General features: G+C 42.4%; 17 protein-coding genes. 1 reads left to right on the top strand and 16 read right to left on the bottom strand.

The genetic code is table 11. From position 1 onward, the window contains the following. Nucleotide 1 precedes the first annotated feature (1 nt). The 16 genes from gspD to CVU62_01460 all read right to left on the bottom strand — a co-directional run bounded on the left by gspD (nucleotide 2) and on the right by CVU62_01460 (nucleotide 15,920). Nucleotides 2-2,311, bottom strand: a complete 2,310-nt coding sequence (gspD, locus tag CVU62_01535; protein PKN38909.1) for a type II secretion system protein GspD — start codon at nucleotides 2,309-2,311, stop codon at nucleotides 2-4. Next, nucleotides 2,247-2,990 (bottom strand): hypothetical protein, encoded by a 744-nt coding sequence (locus tag CVU62_01530; GenBank protein PKN38908.1) that lies wholly within the window; start codon nucleotides 2,988-2,990, stop codon nucleotides 2,247-2,249. The genes gspD and CVU62_01530 overlap by 65 nt, the downstream gene beginning before the upstream one ends. 34 nt (nucleotides 2,991-3,024) lie before the next feature. After that, nucleotides 3,025-3,891, bottom strand: a complete 867-nt coding sequence (locus tag CVU62_01525; GenBank protein PKN38907.1) for an AAA family ATPase — start codon at nucleotides 3,889-3,891, stop codon at nucleotides 3,025-3,027. Nucleotides 3,892-3,914: 23 nt separating this feature from the next. Beyond that, nucleotides 3,915-4,865, bottom strand: coding sequence for a hypothetical protein (locus CVU62_01520; protein ID PKN38906.1), 951 nt, complete (start codon nucleotides 4,863-4,865; stop codon nucleotides 3,915-3,917). After that, on the bottom strand, nucleotides 4,865-5,689 hold the full coding sequence (gspN, locus tag CVU62_01515) for a type II secretion system protein GspN (GenBank protein PKN38905.1): 825 nt from the start codon (nucleotides 5,687-5,689) through the stop codon (nucleotides 4,865-4,867). The genes CVU62_01520 and gspN overlap by 1 nt, the downstream gene beginning before the upstream one ends. A 16-nt stretch (nucleotides 5,690-5,705) precedes the next feature. Then, nucleotides 5,706-6,254, bottom strand: coding sequence for a hypothetical protein (locus tag CVU62_01510; GenBank protein ID PKN38904.1), 549 nt, complete (start codon nucleotides 6,252-6,254; stop codon nucleotides 5,706-5,708). After that, nucleotides 6,251-7,771, bottom strand: coding sequence for a hypothetical protein (locus tag CVU62_01505; protein ID PKN38903.1), 1,521 nt, complete (start codon nucleotides 7,769-7,771; stop codon nucleotides 6,251-6,253). The genes CVU62_01510 and CVU62_01505 overlap by 4 nt, the downstream gene beginning before the upstream one ends. After that, complete coding sequence (locus CVU62_01500) at nucleotides 7,771-8,730, bottom strand: hypothetical protein (GenBank protein PKN38902.1); 960 nt, start codon at nucleotides 8,728-8,730, stop codon at nucleotides 7,771-7,773. Before CVU62_01500 ends, CVU62_01505 begins: the two co-directional genes overlap by 1 nt. Before the next feature lie 5 nt (nucleotides 8,731-8,735). Next, complete coding sequence (locus tag CVU62_01495) at nucleotides 8,736-9,632, bottom strand: hypothetical protein (protein PKN38901.1); 897 nt, start codon at nucleotides 9,630-9,632, stop codon at nucleotides 8,736-8,738. Between the two features lie 3 nt (nucleotides 9,633-9,635). Then, nucleotides 9,636-10,007 carry a hypothetical protein gene (locus tag CVU62_01490; protein ID PKN38900.1) on the bottom strand — a complete coding sequence of 124 codons (372 nt, stop codon included), beginning with the start codon at nucleotides 10,005-10,007 and terminating at the stop codon, nucleotides 9,636-9,638. A 15-nt stretch (nucleotides 10,008-10,022) separates the two neighbouring features. After that, complete coding sequence (locus CVU62_01485; protein PKN38899.1) at nucleotides 10,023-10,736, bottom strand: hypothetical protein; 714 nt, start codon at nucleotides 10,734-10,736, stop codon at nucleotides 10,023-10,025. Continuing rightward, nucleotides 10,678-11,130: a type II secretion system protein GspG gene (gspG, locus tag CVU62_01480; GenBank protein ID PKN38898.1), complete on the bottom strand. Its 453-nt coding sequence runs from the start codon at nucleotides 11,128-11,130 to the stop codon at nucleotides 10,678-10,680. Before gspG ends, CVU62_01485 begins: the two co-directional genes overlap by 59 nt. A 169-nt stretch (nucleotides 11,131-11,299) precedes the next feature. Beyond that, on the bottom strand, nucleotides 11,300-12,526 hold the full coding sequence (gspF, locus tag CVU62_01475) for a type II secretion system protein GspF (GenBank protein ID PKN38897.1): 1,227 nt from the start codon (nucleotides 12,524-12,526) through the stop codon (nucleotides 11,300-11,302). Between the two features lie 284 nt (nucleotides 12,527-12,810). Beyond that, on the bottom strand, nucleotides 12,811-14,169 hold the full coding sequence (locus CVU62_01470; GenBank protein ID PKN38896.1) for a hypothetical protein: 1,359 nt from the start codon (nucleotides 14,167-14,169) through the stop codon (nucleotides 12,811-12,813). Nucleotides 14,170-14,322: 153 nt separating this feature from the next. Then, nucleotides 14,323-14,976, bottom strand: a complete 654-nt coding sequence (locus CVU62_01465) for a hypothetical protein (protein PKN38895.1) — start codon at nucleotides 14,974-14,976, stop codon at nucleotides 14,323-14,325. Nucleotides 14,977-14,999: 23 nt separating this feature from the next. Then, entirely contained in the window at nucleotides 15,000-15,920 is a 921-nt protein-coding gene (locus CVU62_01460) for an ATP-binding protein (protein PKN38894.1), read from the bottom strand. A gap of 134 nt (nucleotides 15,921-16,054) precedes the next feature. On the opposite strand from CVU62_01460, the gene CVU62_01455 reads away from it, so the two are divergent. Continuing rightward, complete coding sequence (locus CVU62_01455; protein PKN39439.1) at nucleotides 16,055-17,374, top strand: amidase; 1,320 nt, start codon at nucleotides 16,055-16,057, stop codon at nucleotides 17,372-17,374. Nucleotides 17,375-17,481 lie beyond the last annotated feature (107 nt).

The following is a 17,481-nucleotide window of genomic DNA, read 5'->3' as shown; positions in this document are numbered from 1 at the left end:
CTTAAGGTTTAGCCGGTGTTTTGTTTTTGGCAGGAGCAGGTGTGCCGGAAGGTTTAGTCTCCGGTTTCTTTTCATTTAATTTTATAATGCCTTCCACCACTTCTCCCATGGTTTCTCTTTTTTCCTGATAAAGGCTTGCGGCATCCTTCTGAGTGCGGACGATATGGGGCGTCAAAAAGACATACAGGTTTGTTTTTTCCCGGGAAGTGGAATTTGTCTTAAAAAGCCAGCCCAGAAGAGGTATGTCGCCCAACAACGGTACTTTATAGGTATTATCCTGTGTGCTGTCTCCCACCAGGCCGCCGATAACGATTGTTTCATTATCCTTGACGACAACCGTAGTTTTTGCTGTTCTTTTTAAAGTTGTCGGTGTTGCGGAGGTGGAGGCGGATGTAACCTTGGTTACCTGCTGTGATATTTTCAGGCGAATAAAGTTTTCCTCGTTTATATGGGGTGTGATATTCAAGACCACACCGACATCTTTATATTCATAGGTGTTGTAATTAACCGGGTAAGTGGAGGATGTTGTCGTTGAATCCTGACGGGTAATATAGGGCACATTGGAGCCAACATTTATTTCCGCTTCCTCGTTATCCAGAGTCATGATCTGGGGAGTGGATAAGATGGAGACTTCTGAATCAGTCTTGTATGCTTGAACGACAGCCCCGATATTCGGAAATAAGATACCTCCAATAGTAATGCCGGCGCCGACAATCCCCATGGAAAACCCGCTCGGAAAAGCAGCCGCAGCTCCTGTAGTTAAACCGGTAAGGATATTGTATGCGCCGGGATTCGTGGTAGTGCCCGCGCCACCGGAACCGATAAAGGCCGCCGATTGTCCTGTATCCACACCGGATATTTTTCCTGTATCTTTCAGACCGCGCCATTCCACACCAATATTAAAAGCTTTATTGGCGTTGACTTCCATAATCAAGGCCTCAATGTAAACCATGGGACGCGGCACATCGAGTTGTTTGATAATATTTTCAAGAATCTTATAATCTTCTCTTTCAGCCATGACTACCAGCGTATTGGTTGCCTTATCCGGCACGACCTGAACATTTTTTGAAACCACCGGGGCAAGCACTTTTTGACCGGTAGCGGTACCGCCGGTAGCGGCAGACGCGCCGCTATCTTTGATAATACTGTTAAGAACCTTGGCTAGGTCCTCAGCAATGCTGTTTTGCAGGCGATAAACCTGAATATTGGATTCGCCACGGGGAGCGTCTTTATCCATAAGGGCAACAAGTTTGCGCACAGTTTCCGTATCTGCGACGCTCGCCAGAATTATAATTGAATTAGTCCGGGAATCCGGTACGACCCTGATGGCCGTTGTATTGGGGCGACGCTGTTGAAAAATCGTCATCAATGATTTTACTACTTCCGAGGCAGAAGCGTTGGTCAGCGGAATATAAGATATCTGATCGCCTGCTCCTTCAACGTCCAGAGCTGTGATTATTTCCTGAAGGCGTTTGATATTGGAAAGATAATCGGTGATAACCAGAATGCCCGCGGGCGGATAAGAAAGCACTGAACTGGACTTGGAAATGATCGGATCCAATACACGTTTTATTTCATCGGGGTTGGCGCGTTCCAGTGAAACTACCTGCGTGACCATGCGGTCATCCGGTTCGGTAAGGTCTTTTTTGAACCTTGTTTCCAAGCTCTTTTCACGCGCTGAAACAGAGGGAATGATCTTTGTCATGTTCCCTGCGGGGACTACAGTAAATCCGTTCACTTCCAGAACAGACAGAAATACTTTGTAGACATCTTCCAAGGGAATTTTTTTAGGAGATATAATGGTGACTTTACCCTTGACCTTATCATCAATGATGAAATTTTTCCCCGTAAGTTCGCTGACAAACTTTACTAATACACCGATATCGACATTATCGAAATCAATGGTTACATATTTTTTAGTGACTTCTTTTTTCGTGTAAGAGAACGGCTCTTTTTCTTCTTTTGTGTCCTGAAGATTTTGTTTCAAATCGTCGGTTTTAATGTCTGTTGTCTGCTGGGCGGAAGGAATAGTCTGTTTTATTGTAGCAGGCGGTGCCGATGGCAAGTCAACAGTTTTCTTAATGGTATCCACCGGCGCGGTTGATGTATTGACATTTTCGTCGGCTCCGGCAATACGGGCCGCAAATGCCGGTCCTCCAACACTCAGCAAAATTATCAGCGCGATGATACCGCATGAAAACAAACATGGCTTTAAAATAAAAGAATGCGAAGTTCTCATCTTGATTCTATTTTTTCTCCAGTAATTTTTTAAATTCAGGTAAATCCGCCATAACTCGCAAGTCGCCGTCATTTCCCGCCCATTTTCTTACTTCCGGGTTGAACCGGACAGCATTCTTCAGATAAAACAAGCTCTGGGGCACATCATCCTTTTGCGCGTAGAGACAGGCCAGATTATAATGAGCGTCAGTGTAATCATGTTTTATATTAATCGCGTCATTAAACCGCATAATTGCCTTTTTGTAGTCTTTATTTTTCATGTGAATTACGCCCAGATTATTTAACGCCTGTATGTTTTGAGGATCAATTTTCAGGACTTTTCTATACAGATTCCTTGCTTTCACTAAATTACCTTCTTTTTGCTTTTTAAGAGCCTGAGCGTAAAGTGTCTTCGCATCAACTTTTTCCGGTTCAACTTTAATTTCCGGAGGAGCTTTTTTTGTTTTTAACACGGGCACCCTGGTGCTTTCCGCAGGCATTTCATTAACCGGCTGTGGCTCTGCCGGGATAACGATAGCTAAAGGTGCCGATTGTTGGGGTGCTTTTGCCGGCATCTTTTTATATTCCAACCAGTATATCAAAACTATAATTCCCGTAGCGAAAAATAAAACTGTCAATAAACCGATTATGGAGGACCATTTTGACGGCCGATTAAGTTCTTTCCCGGGAGCTGAAACTATGCTTTTATAGGCTACATAGCCTGATTCTTTCTCTTTTTGCACCTTGCGTAAGGCCTCATTTATGTAACTCATAATACTCCTTTGGTCAAGGACTTCCAACAGTATTTCAGGTTGTCAGGCGCACCCATATTTTCCGGCCACTGCTTAAAGTTTTTTGGAAATAATTAATGCCAATATCGTGAGCCGCTGAATTCACTATCCTGCGAGTGATTTTACTTATATTTTTTGTGTAGGCAATCAATAAAGATCTGTCGCAAAGAGCGTTAATACGGCGGGGTATGCCTTCGGTTAAATTACAAATGAGATTAAAAGCTCCGTTGGTAAATTTAAGCGAGCCGGGTCCCTGTGCGATTGTCAGACGATGTTGTATATATTCGCGCACTTCCTTCGGCGATAAAGGCTTCAAGTCGTATCTTACGGTGATTCTTTCATTTAACTGCCGCAAGGCCGGTAGCATTAAGGTATTATTCAACTCCGGCTGACCGATTAAGATTATCTGAATGAGCTTTTCCGTTTCGGTTTCCAGATTCGAAAGCATTCGAATTTGTTCCAGAACGCCATGCGAGAGATTCTGCGCTTCATCAATCAAAAGAACCGCTGTTTTCCCGGCAGAAAAATTCTTCAGTAAAAAGTCATTTAAAGCGTCAATATAATTTTTCTTAGTCTTTGATTCACCTTGGAAATCGATGCCATATTCAACAAGCACCGTTTCTAATAATTCCAGGTCGGAAATGGCTGTATTAAAAATCAGCGCTGTTTCCACTGAATCATCCAGCGAATTGATCAAACTGCGGCAAATTGTAGTTTTTCCGGTGCCGATGTCGCCGGAAATTAAAACGAACCCTTTTTTTTCTTTAATTCCGTAAATAAGGCAATTTAACGCGTCACGATGTTGTTCGCTCAAAAACAAATAACGCGCATCCGGCGACAAGCTGAAGGGATTTTCTTTTAAACCAAAATAAGCAGCATACATAATGAATATATTTCCTTGCCTGATCAGTAAAAAGAATAATTGATAGTTTCGATTTTACCGTTTCTCTTAACGTTCAAAGTAATACTGCTGCCTGACTGCATTAAATTTACCATTTGCAGCAGGTTATCGGCGCTTTGCATGGGTTTATTATTTATATCGTTTATTATATCACCATTTTGCAACCCCATCTTTTCGTAAAGGCTATTGGGAGCAATATTGGAAATAATATATCCGTTCTGTACGCCTTCGTTTAAAAAAGGACGCACAACCGCCTGACTCATTATTGATTTTAAATCACTTAAATTTTCATTTACTGCTTTTTTGCTCAAATTTAAACTTCTGGGAGGAGCCGGATACTTTCCTGAAGCCGGTGAATGGGGAAGCAGGGGACCTTCCATCGTCGCTTTTATTTTTAATGTTATTTCCTGTTCTCCGCTTTTTAATGTTGCCGTATTACGCGTTATTTTAATCAGTTTGGCCGCGCCGATCTTGTCTCCCATCCGGTATAATTTCTGTTTGTGATTGCCGCGTTCCTCGATGACGATAAAGCCAAAAGAAGAATTATAGGCGACAGTCCCTTTCAGATCAAAATCCATATTTTTCTGATCGGAGTCGAAAAGTCCGCCATCCAGTTGTTTATCTCCGATGGTTTTCAAAGTCGAAAGAAAGAGATTACGTTCAGTAATGATTCCGTAATCCAGAAGTTGATTACGCCTGGTATTGTCTGTAACGGCAAGTACGCTACCGTTATTTTTAACGGCAGCAGTCTGTTTCGTCAAAGGAAAGCTGATGATTTTGTAAAAAAAATCGACTGCTTCATAAGACAACACTGTGATTGCCAGCAAAAGCAGCAATGGTCGCAGCAGGGTAATATCAATTGCCGGAATGGCATTAATATTTCTCGTCCGGTTAAACCATTCTTTTACAACTTGTGTTATTTTAGACCACATACTTTTTACCAGCACTGCCTTCATTAAATATAGCGGGATATCGGGTTGGCCAATGTTCCGCCAATAGTAACATTCATTTTAACTTTGTTCTTCCCTGATATTTCCATCGTGCCGCTTAAGTTAAGCTGACTGTTTTTATAATCATCAGCGAGAGTTATTTCACCTTTGAGTAAACAATTTATTTGAGGACCGGATGTTTGCAATTTTTCAATCTTTAGAATTCCATTTTTCAACTGACCTTGTATTTCACAGTGATCAAATTCAATTCGATTTAGCCCCAGAAACGGTTCAACTAAAGGATAAACTCCCCGGGTTAAAGAAAGAGCGATTGTTCCGTAAGAATTTTCTCCAACTTTGCCATTAGAAATATACGTCCAGACGCCGCTTGCTTTTCCTGCAATTTCTTTTTTCAAAAAATTTTTGATCAAATTGCATCTGGCCAGATCGATGTTTTTGAAATTAAGCTTTCCTTCAATCGGCGGATATATTTTCGACAGAGAAGTCAGATCAACATGCCCATCAAAATTGCCGCCATAAGTTTTACCGCTCAATCCAAGGTATGTATGTTTTTGAAAAAAGTTCCATGGCCGAAACTGCAAATCGAGTAAATCGCCCTGAAAGGAAATACTTAACGGAGAAGCCGAGCTTACAGATATATTTTTAAGCTTTAACCCCAAAGGCAGAGATGGCCGCAGCGATTCCATTTTAAGAATAAAATCCGGCGAATTGACGGCGTTTTCCAGTCTGCTCTTGACAAGATCAGAGGGGAAAAGCAGATATAAAAATACTAAGGTAATAAATATTCCATAGAGCGTAAACCATAAGAATTTTTTATTCAGAATGCTCATCTTGCTATTTATTCCTCTACCTTTGATTTAGTTTTTGAAAAGAAGATATTTGTAACTGTGCGCTTAAGTATTCCGGACTTTCTTTCATTTTGTTGATGATAATCTTCTTAATTTTAACTAAATCTGCCGGCGATTCGGCAAAATATAAAAAGTCGGTGAGTTGTTTTATTGTGATTTTATCTAATTTCATGTCGATTAGTGATTCCTCAAAAGAAGCTGATTGAGTTCCGCGGGAAGAGTTCATGTATTTGATGTTTCTTTTAACATTGGCCTGTATTGCCTTTTTTTCCAGGTAGGAAAATAAAGTAAAATCAACGTTCCGTACAGACACGGCTCTTTTTATTTCGGCCATTCTTGCTTCCTGCAGCGAGAACTCTTTGTCGAGTTTACTAATTTCGGTCAGTTTTCTTTGATTGACCTGTGTTGCCTTTGTCAGTTTTTCCTTTGCTTCATGGAAAGGGAAAATGACAATTTCCAGAAGTAAAGCAATCAAAACAAAGACTACCGTGCCCACGACAAGGTATCGCTGCTTTTTATCTAATTTATCCCAGAACGTTTTGATCATTTAAGTTCAATCCTTAAGTCAAAATCAACTTTACCGCCATCTTTGGCGAGGCTCGTCGAACCTATGGCCACGTCCTTAAAATGTTTGGATTGCAGAAGCTCATTTTTTACCGCGGAAACATCATCGATGTTCTTAGCCTGAGCTTTAATGGAAACAACAATATTTTCGTAATGGAAATTGTTAATTACTATATCATGGGAAGTCGAAATTAAATCCGAGATTTCTTTTAATAAATCAACTACCGGTATATTTTGTGTGCCTTCGAAAAAACCAAAAGTATTTTTATTTTCAGCGAGTTTTGTCTGGAGTTGTTGCACAGGGTCAATCATTACCGGAGCTTCGGGGAAATTTTTCTTAAAAATAAAAGAAATTTGTTTTTTTATGTCGGCAAGGCGCTGAGTTTTTAATCTATAATCAAGAAATTGATTAACGGCTGCCATGAAGAAAATTATTCCGGCAACTACCGCTACCCATTTTAATTGTTCTTTAATGTTCAAACCGGCGTTTTTTGCGGTGAACTCTCCCTGCCGGAAATTAAAAGATTTTCGGCCGGCAAAAGCTCTCATTGCCGCGGCGCAAGCCGTATTCATTATTTGCGGAGAGTACTTATGTTCAATATTTTTCTCAATTTCCAGTTGCTTTAACCGGATAAGATCAAGAACTTCCGGTTGAAGCGAAAAATATTTTTCCAGTTGTTTCTGAAGCGGGACGAATAAAACACATCCGCCGGTTATAGTAATATGAGCAGGATCATTTTGCAGGGCTCCGTTTAATTTCATATACTCGATAGTGTTTTTCAACTCTGAACAGAAATGAAGACACACGGAGTCAACATTGTCGCTTCCGGCAGGGTAATTTGCCTTGATTTTCAATTGTTCGGCTTCATCTTTTCCCACAGACATGTCACGGGTTAATGCCTGAGTTATTTGATTACCACCGAAAGCCAGAGAACGAATTTGGACAATTACGCCATTTTCATAAAAGACCGCTGCGGTTGAAACAGCTCCGATATCCAGAATGACTCCGGATGAGGAGGGTATTCTATCGGTTAGTACTTGTGCCGCCAGAGCGGTAGAAGAAATATCGATGATGGATACGCTTCCCAGATTTTCTTCCACTATTCCTACCCAATCGCGGACACTTTTTTTGGCGAGCGCGGCCACAAAAAGTCCGTCATTAGGAATCGTTAAATAATCGGTAACTACTTCGTCTATGGGAAGAGGGATAAGCGGTTCCAACTCAAAAGCTAATGTTTTTCTGATTTTATTATCATCGTGAAAAGGCAGGTTGACTTGCCTGAACATTACATCGGCAAGCGGCAGGCAAATGCAGCAGGGAATTTTAGAAAAACTTTTGTTTTCCGCCAGTTTCTTTAATGCCGGTTCAATTCCGCCGCAGGCGTTTATATCCAAAGTCTCAAAGGCAAGAATACGGCCGCCGGTTGAACCTTTTTTTGCGAACACAACTGCCTTGATGGTGCTTTGGCCGATGTCCAGCCCTAATACTGTCTGCGGCATTAATCCTGCCTCCACTTGATTATCTGGAAGGATTTTTGCTGTGTTCTTTTTACCACACCGCTTAAGCTTTGCGCCATATTCTTCATTTTTCCTGTGGAGATAATTTTAAAATAATTGCTTTTTACCGTAATCAGTTCGGCCTTGATTGTCACGCCCGCCATACCGGAAACTTGTTTATACCACTGCGGGCTTGCTAAATCATTGCCTTCTTTCCTGCGGTATTCATCCATTGAGTCAGCCAGTTCTGCCGTGATATCGTCAGAAAGTGCGCGCAGTACCATTCGGGGCGCCGTATTGATATTTATTAACCCATCGCTGTCTACGGTAATGTATCCTTTAAGCCCCGGTTTTTCTTTTGTTCCGTAAAAAATTTCTTTGGTTATACCCTTTATCATAAGCAATTCTTCAATGCAATCCAACTGAGCGTTTTTTGCTTCATAAGGCGGATCTAAAGAAACGTAATAAGAAGTTTCTGCTCCGGCGCCGGGAACATTTTCATCATCATCGATCCAATCTTTGATGGAATCGACAATTTCATTCGCCTTTCTTTCGTCCAGTCCGAATTCCGGCAGACAAAGCAATCTAATCAATATATCTTTATATTCATTTACGCTTATCAGTTTATTGAGAGGGATTTTACCGGCTTCATCTTCAACCGCTGTAATAAAATAACCGTCAGTAAAAAGAGATACGGACTTTTCGGATAAAAGCTCTGCCTTTGCCCAATCGTCACGCAATGTATCGTAATCGTTTTTAGAATTGGTCAGCAATGCGGCTGCTCCGTAAAATCCGGACTTGGCAATATAAGTTAATTTGATTCCATCGCTGATGTTGGCCGCGTCATAAATCTCGGCACGAGACGATCTGTTCAATTCGATGACAATTGCCACTAAAATACCGACGATCAATATTACCGTGATCAGCGCGATGCCCCGATTGTTGTGAAATAGTTTTTTCATTACGTTTATTTCTTTACCGGTAAAAATACCTTAGTCATGAATTTGTACGGTTTTGCCTTGTCATTTAAATTGACCAGGGCCAGTTCTATTTTTACAGCTGCCGGGGCCTTGTCTTTTTGCTCGTTCAAAGATGAAGAATCCCACGATTCCAATTCCTTGCCTGTGGAGTCGTAAAATCTTAATTTCCAGGAATCGATGTTTTGACAAATCACAAATCCGCCGCTTAAGTTTTTTTCTTTGTCCGGCTTGGTGCCGGCGATATCTGATCTCCACAACGAAAAGCTTTCTCCTCCTTCATCCTCCTGCACATAGTAGCTGATTGTTGCCGGACGTCCTGTACCTTCATTTTCACCGAAAGCCAGATGAGAAGCCGACCAGAATGAAAGAGAATAAAATTCCCGGTTGCTTAATGTTTTTTTCTCAGCGCGAAAGTCAAGAGAGCCGGAGTTGGTTTGTAGAGACGATAAATCTTTAATCATCCTGTCCATGGATGTACGGGCCATCTTGTAAATGTTGCTTTCTTCCTCCATCTGATGCGAAGTTTTCAAAATGCCGCTGTAGGAAACATAAACAGTGGACATAACCAATCCCAGAATAAAGATGGCAATTAATATCTCAACCAGCGTAAACCCGCGGGGCTGTTGAAAAAACCTGAAGGGCACGCGAACGCTCCCGGCATTCGAGACTGTGTTGCGATAGTGAAAGCTGTCATTCCGAACGCATATGAGGAATCTTAAAGCCCTGAATTTGTTAAAAACAAGATTTCTCGCTTCGCATCGAAATGACATAAATATGAATTGCATCACAGTCTCTTGCGCCGGACAAGCATCTACCCGACACATACAATCTGAGCCGCAAACATTTTCTGTATAAGTAATTTTTGTTGTGATTCGTCTGGTCATAAATTACATTCCTTGTGTCTTATAGAGAACAAGGGTGTATGTCCCGCGATTGACAAATAATTTATTGATTACAGTAACCTCTATTTTTTTAAACTGTGACAGTTGGGTATCACCAACTGCCATATGCCAGATATATTGAGGATAGTCGGGGCCAAAATCTCCGTCTTCGCTATGGTTATCCAACGTAGAATCAGCTTCAGCCTCTACCATTTTGCTCTGAGCCAGCAGGGCTGCTGTGGTCATAAAACGTGAATCGGTGGACATGGAAATACTCTGCGATTGCAGTTGAAAAATAGCCACCAGGGCGATGGCTAGAATGGCCATGGCGATCATAACTTCCATGAGCGTGAAACCGCTTGCTTTGTTTTGCGTCATGCCGCCATCCTTTATCTATATGGAATGAGATATTCCCGAATCGTTTACGGAGACATCGACATATCTGTCATAAGTATCCGTTACACCAAGGAAAGGATTTATTACTATTGTCATAGAATCTTCTTCATAGGACAGATGAATTAAGGCCGGAGAACAGATATTATTTTTTCTGAAAACAATTCTTGCTTCACCGTCGGATTTCTTTTTGTTGCTTTCGTCAACTATATCGGCAATGACCACATCCGCCGGCAAATGTTTCGGGTTCTTTTTTATTTCATCTTGTTTTTCCGTGGTCATGTCGGAAGTAACAACCCAGTAGGCGGCCTTTGGTAAATCTATGCAGAGAATGTAGTCTATTTGATCGCGTACAGCGTCTCCGCGTAGTTTTCTTTCCATGCCGATGAACTGACGCGAAGCCTTTTTCAGGCTGTCACCGGTTAGAACATCCCTTGTAGAGGGAACGGCTAGTGCCACAATCACTCCTGCAAGGATAATAACGACTAACAACTCTACAAGTGTGAAACCAGGAGATACCGCAAAACATCCTGATGTCCTGCCTGTCTGACCACTTGGCCACCTGATGAAGGTGACGCAAGGTGACAAGAAATGGCGCGAGGGCTCAACAGGACACGCAAAATGGTCTGTCTTGCAGCGCTTTATGGCGGCTTGTTTATTCAATTTCCCAATTATTGATGTCTTTATTAACACCTTCACCGTCGGGTTCCCCATCGGCGCCAAGACAAGTTAAGTCGAAATCGCTGTGGCTGCCGGGACTTATATAAATAAATTCATTTCCCCAGGGGTCTTTGGGCACTTTGCCTTTTTCCAGATAGCCGCCCTGGCGCCAGTTTTTAGGAACGTTGCCTACGGTAGGTGCTTCCACCAAAGCGCGCAAACCCTGTTCGGTTGTGGGATAACTGCCGTTATCGAGCTTATAAAGTTTCAGCGCTGATTCCATGGCCTCCATTTGAATTTTAGCTTTAGACTGCCTTGCCTCGTCGGGGCGTCCCATGACGCGGGGAATAATAAGACCGGCAAGTACTCCTAAAATGATAATAACCACCATCAATTCTATTAAGGTAAAACCAGCCTGTCCGTTTTTCTTTTGCCTGTTTTTTTTCATAACCAACCCCTGTTTCTTTTGTTATTTTCTGTCCTCCGCTGGCGGAGGTGTCACCCTGGTGACGGAGGTGGATATCCAATCCTCTAATCCTCTGCTTTTCACTCTTCCACCCCCTTTATCCCCCGCCAGCGGGGGACACGTAAAACATATAGGGTGTTTTACAAAGTCTTCATCGAACCAACTGGTTCATTTCAAATATCGGCAACAAAATGGAAACAACAATAAATCCGACAATAAACCCCATTACCAGTATCATTAACGGTTCCAAAAGAGAAGTCATAACCATTATATCTGCCTGAGCTTCTGTTTCATAAGTCGTGGCAATACGGTTGAGCATTGCCTCCAGCGTGCCACTTTGTTCTCCGACGGCAATCATTTCAGTCACCATGGGAGGGAATATGCCGCTTTGCGTCAGGGGAGAGGAGAGCTCTTTGCCTTCCTCTACGTCTTTGCCGGCTTTACGGATTGCCTCGCCGATAATAATATTATTAACGACGTTGCGGACTATTTCCATGGCCTGAAGAAGCGGAACGCCGCTTTGCAGCAAAGTGGCCAGTGTGCGGGAAAAACGGGCAATTGCGATTTTTCGATTGATCTGGCCAAATACCGGAGCTTTCAGTTTAACATTATCCCACAGGCGCTTGCCTTTTTCCGTACCGTTTGTCGTGTATCTGAAAGCGGCTATCGAGACGGCGAGAATTATCAAAATAAGCCACCAAAAAGATTTCAAAAAATTACTGACAGCAATTAAAATAATTGTAATCAGCGGCAGGGCTTGGTGCATATCGGTGAAAATGCCGGTAATTTGGGGTACGACAAAAGTCATCAACAGCAAAATAACGGCGCTTCCGATAAAAAACATAATAAAAGGATAGGCAAGGGCAGAGCGGATCTTGCTCATCAATGCCTGCTGATTCTCCGAGAAGTCGGCAAGGCGCTCCAGAACCAGATTGATGGTTCCCGATGCTTCTCCGGCCCTGACCATATTTAAGTAAAAAGGCGGGAAAATTTGAGGGAAGTTGGACATGCCCTCAGTCAGGCTTTTGCCTTCATTAACCTGTTCGCGGATTTGCGCCAGTGATTTTTTTAAAAGAGGATTATTGGTCTGTTTCATCAGGATCGTGAGAGAAGGCACCAGCGGCATCCCGGCGCCTAATAGAGTTGATAACTGACGGGTGAATATGGAAACGTCGCCGGCGGAAACCCGTTGCCAGATGTTGAACTTTAAAATTTCCGATAATGCGTTTTCTTTTTTGTTCTCTGCCTGATTGATTTCGACGGGATAAACGTTTTCTTCGCGCAGTTTCTGTCGTGCCGCGGTCACACCCGGCGCGTCAATAAAACCTTTGCGTTGCCGACCCTTCTCATCCAGCGCTACATATTCGAAAACACTCATTTATTTTTAACTCCGCTGACCATTAAATTACACTAGTGGAGTATTTCATGAATGCTTTGTCATATCGACCGAAGGGAGATATCTTTCAACATTTTAAAATTACTAAGATTTCTCGCTATGCTCGAAATGACAAAATTATGAAGCCATTACTGAAACACTTGTAAAGTTTAACATGAATTTGAATTTGATTCAATAAGTTATGGGTGTTAATAAAATTTTTCCTAAAAGAAAAAGGGGCGTTTAAGCCCCTTTTTCTTCTTTAATCATATTAGTTATTAATCATGCTAAAGGGCATAAATGACCACTGAACCATTTTTTAAATTGGTACCTTCAATACCACTAGAGGGGGAAGATGCTGAAGGTATTGCCCACACTTCGTTTGATTCAGCACCTTCACCGTTGTCATCCACTGCCGTTATAACAAAGTAGTATTTAACGTCGTTAGTGAGGCTTGCCATTCGACCCGAGTTACCTGTCACTCCGCGAGCCGATGAAGGTGATACACCGTTTTCTTTTGTGATCCCCATCGTTGTTCCATAATAAATGTTATAGGTAACGCTGCCGGTAGATGTAACCGGTGCGTTCCAGTATAGATCCACATAACCATCTCCTGCAACTACGCTAGTGATGACGGGAGCAAAAGGCGGCGGGGTTGCGCTCGGCGTAGCATAAGCTGCGAAGGAGGGACCGCTGGCCAGAACGGCCGTTACATAGAGGTAGTAAGTATCTCCATTTGTCAGTCCGTTAAAAGGCCATGGGCTCGTACGTTGGGGGACTTTGTTATCTGCGGTAGGTGTAATAGGGTAATGCGTATCATAATAGACATTGTAAAAAGTGTTGGGGGTTGCTCCGCCCGAGGGTGGATCCCATGTGAGCGTCAACATAGCGTCTCCTGCTGCTGCGCTTACATTTTGTGGCGCTGTTATATCTAATGATGTTGACTGTATGCCGGACGTGGGCGAACCTGCGCTTGGTTTTGCCCAAACTTCATCTGACTTGCCGCTCGTATTATTTTCCGCCGTTAAATAAAAGAAATAAGTCTTTCCGTTTTCAAGACCGGTCGCTGTAAATGAGCATTGGCTGGTGGAGCAATTGCTGTCGGTACTTTTAATTTCAGCAGCAAGAATTAAGTCATTTAAATTCGAGTATTGATATAAGTTGTAAACTTCGGCGTCCGTTACGGTAGTCCAGGTGACGGTGATGGTTGTGTTTCCCGCATTGGCGCGGACATTTTTAGGAAATGCAGGCGGAATGGGTGTTCCCTGCGGTGTCGCCGGAATTATCTCTGACAAAGCACTTTCACCTGTGGAGGTATTTACGGCAGTAAATGCGAAATAGTACGTTGTTTCGTTAGTGAGGCTTGTTACTATATAAGGCGCACTCGTTAGTCCGGTAAACTTCTGGTCGTAAGAGGTTTTCGTTGGTATGCCGGAAGCTTTGTAGTAAACATTGTAAGTATCGGCGCCCACTACCATCGGCCAGGAAAGAGTGACTTGTTGATCTCCGGCTTCGGCTCTCAGTTGCGCACCCAATATAGAAGGTGGTGATGGCGTAACCGGTGGTGTATCGCTACCGGACGAGCAGGCGGATATAAAAATTATAATCAAACTCAACAATAATAAGTATGCTGATAATTTTTTCATTAATGCTCCTTAAAATCATCTTATGTTATTGTATGTTGAAACGTCTATTTTCCAAAGATGCTGAAAAAATAAGAAATAAAAATCCGCATTTAAAAACATTTTTAATTGATTATTACTGTTAAATAATGCACATCAAAGGCGTAGCCTGTCAAGCTAATTTTTGCGCTCCAGAAAATTCACGTAACGGGCGCTAATCTCATCTGCCGGCTCTATACAGAGGCATTTTAAATAGGATTTAATGAAACCTTTGAGAAAAACAGCGGCAGGCAATTTTTCTATTTTATCATCCTCGATCCAGTGCAGATAATCGAGGCGGATTTTTGTTTGCTGATGAATTGTTTCAACGGCGATGCCCAGTTCGCTTCGTATTTCCTTAAGATCAGAGCCTCTGATTTCCTGCCGGGAAATGATTTCTCTGATGCGTTGATTTTGGGAAATTTTTGCTTTTAATTCAGAAGTATGAGTTTTCAGAGTACCGGAGGTATCCTTCTGCCGGTTAAAATCGAAAATACTGACAGGTCCTTTAGCTGCCGGGCCTCTTTCCGTCGGAGTTATAATCCCGGCCTTGATAAGTTCATTATCGTAGAGTTCTCTTTCTTTTTCATTGATGAGTGTGAAGTAAGCTTTTTCCAGATATGCGAGTATTTCTTTCCTTTCTTTCTGCGAAAAAAAGGAATAACTGACCAGCGAATTGGACTGATACATCTGTAATGCGGAATTGTAAGCTGCACGAATTTCCAGAGCTGTTGCATTCGTTTTAATATCCAGCATTTCGTAATAATTCAACTGGGCGAAATCTTTTTCCATTTACGGCCTCAAACTGGTAAATTTTAAAGATAGTTAAGAATCAATTGTTCGCCTAAGGAATTACTCATTTTCCTGTTCAGCTCGCGCAGATCATTGGCGGCACGAGTGTGAGGATAACGATCTAAAAACGATACTCTCTGGCAAATGGCATCGTGAACGTGTTCATCGTAAGCGATGTTGCCGGCAAAATCAACATGCAGCCCGAGGTGCTTTTTGATGATCTTGCATATCTGTGAACCCAACTCTACATTGTCCTGTTTGCGCAATTGGTTAAGAATAAGTTTGAAGTGAAAAGAATTAAAATCCTTTTTGATCAGTGCGAATTTTTCGGGGTATTCTTTCCTGACAACGGAAGCGATATTTTCGGGTTTGTTGATAGAATCATCGCCAAGGTGCTCTCGAACTTTCTTTTCCAGCATCTTGAAATCGGCCGCGGAAAAATAATGGCGGATACGGCGCAGATATATGGCGCGCATCAACCGGTAAACATTTTCAATGGAAGTCGGCTCCGGCGTAGTGATGAATATGCCGTTTTGGGAGGCGAGAAAAAAATCAAGAGTGTTAAAGGCTGTGCCTGCTCCCAGATCCAGAATAATATATTCGTATTTGAGTTTGGCTATGGACTTCAGCGTTTTTATCTTTTTTTCATAGGGAAGGTTGGCAATGTCCAGACTATCGTGAGCGCCGCTGATCAAAAAGAGATTGGGGAAAGGAGTTGCCAGAACAATGTCTTCCAATAAGCTTATTTTTTTTGTGATAAAATCGGAAAAACATTTCTCCGGATAAGGGACGTCAACCATCGTATGCAGGTTTGCCGCACCCAGATCGAGATCAATCAGCAGAGTTTTCCTGCCCGCCTTTGCTAAAAGACGCCCCAGGGAACTGGTTAAGAAACTCTTGCCTGATCCTCCTTTGCCGCCTCCAATTGGCCAGATATGCGCCATAAGCCATCCAATTTATGATTTACGAGAGTCATACATGATAAAATATTGATATTCAAGTATTAATTTATTGTTTTCTGCGATTTATTGAAGGATAACTTCCTTGACTTATTTTGCTTTTATTCTTAAAACTAACCATGATTAACAGTGAACCTGAAATTAAGGTCGCCTTACTGCAAAACTACAATGAAGCGAGTGTCGCTTTTAATGGACGATTTCTCCCACCTGACGGATGCGCGCCGGATGGCCGCTTCATTGTTCGCGCGGAGCGAGGATTTGTTCTGCTTGAGGATTCTTCAGGGAAAGAAATCATCCGCCAAAAAGAAATCTTGATGACGCCGGAGGGCGATGCATATTTCACCGTGTCCGATGTGAAAATCGGCATTGATTTCCACTGGCAACGAACTCAGGAACAATCGTTTCGCGGCAATTTGTTTTTATCGGCCGTTTCCGAATCCACTTTTAATCTCATCAACAAAATTCATCTGGAAAATTATTTGGAAAGCGTTATTTCCTCGGAGATGTCCGCTGAAGCGCCACTGGAATTTTTAAGAGCTCAGGCAATTGTCGCCCGTAGCTGGCTGGTGAGTATGCTCGCTAAAAAAAAATCTGCCAGGTATTCGACACAATTGAAAAACGACAATGAAATTGTCGTCTGGCAGGATGTCAACGATCACGAGGGATTTGATGTATGCGCTGATGATCACTGCCAGCGCTATCAGGGAATAACCAGAATTATTTCAGAAAATGTTCGTGAAGCGATAAAGCAAACACGGGGGATGTTTCTGATTTATAGCGGAGAAATCTGTGATGCCCGCTATTACAAATCCTGTGGCGGTCAGACGGAAATTTTTGCGACTGCCTGGGAGGATATAAATCCAGGATATTTGAAAAACATAAGCGATGATGCTGAGCATCATCCGCCTGTTTGTTCGGAAGCGGATGCGGAAAAATGGCTGAGAGGCAGACCGCAGGCTTTTTGCGACACGACTGACGAGGAATTATTGAAAAATATTCTGCCCGCGTTTGATCAGGAAACACCGAATTTCTATCGCTGGCAGGTGATCTATACAAGAAAAGAACTGGAGGAAATAATCCAAAAAAAATCAGGTATTGATTTTGGTGAATTGAAAAACCTTACTCCTCTGGAACGCGGTCCGTCGGGAAGAATCTATAAATTGAAAATTGAAGGTTCGAAAAAAACCGTAATTGTCGGCAAGGAATTGGAAATCCGCCGCTGGCTCTCACCCAGTCATCTTTTAAGCAGTGCTTTTATAGTATCGGTGGAGCGAACGGCAGCCGGAGAAATAAGCCGTTTTATTTTGCAGGGTGGCGGCTGGGGTCACGGTGTAGGTCTTTGCCAGATTGGCGCTGCGGTGATGGCGTCCAAAGGATTTAAAGCGGAAGAAATACTAACGCACTACTTCACCGGCGCAAAAATACAAAAGCTATATTGATATGTAGTAATTTTTTAGAAACGAAATATTTAATATTTGTCATTCCCGCGAAGGCGGGAATCCAGTAACTAAATTATGTCCGAAATAAAAACAGACACAAATAATGA

It is taken from the genome of Deltaproteobacteria bacterium HGW-Deltaproteobacteria-2 (genome assembly GCA_002840505.1).
GTDB lineage: Bacteria > Desulfobacterota > Syntrophia > Syntrophales > Smithellaceae > Smithella.
Note: the sequence above shows the minus strand (reverse complement) of the source record. Positions and strands in the feature narration are given on the sequence as shown.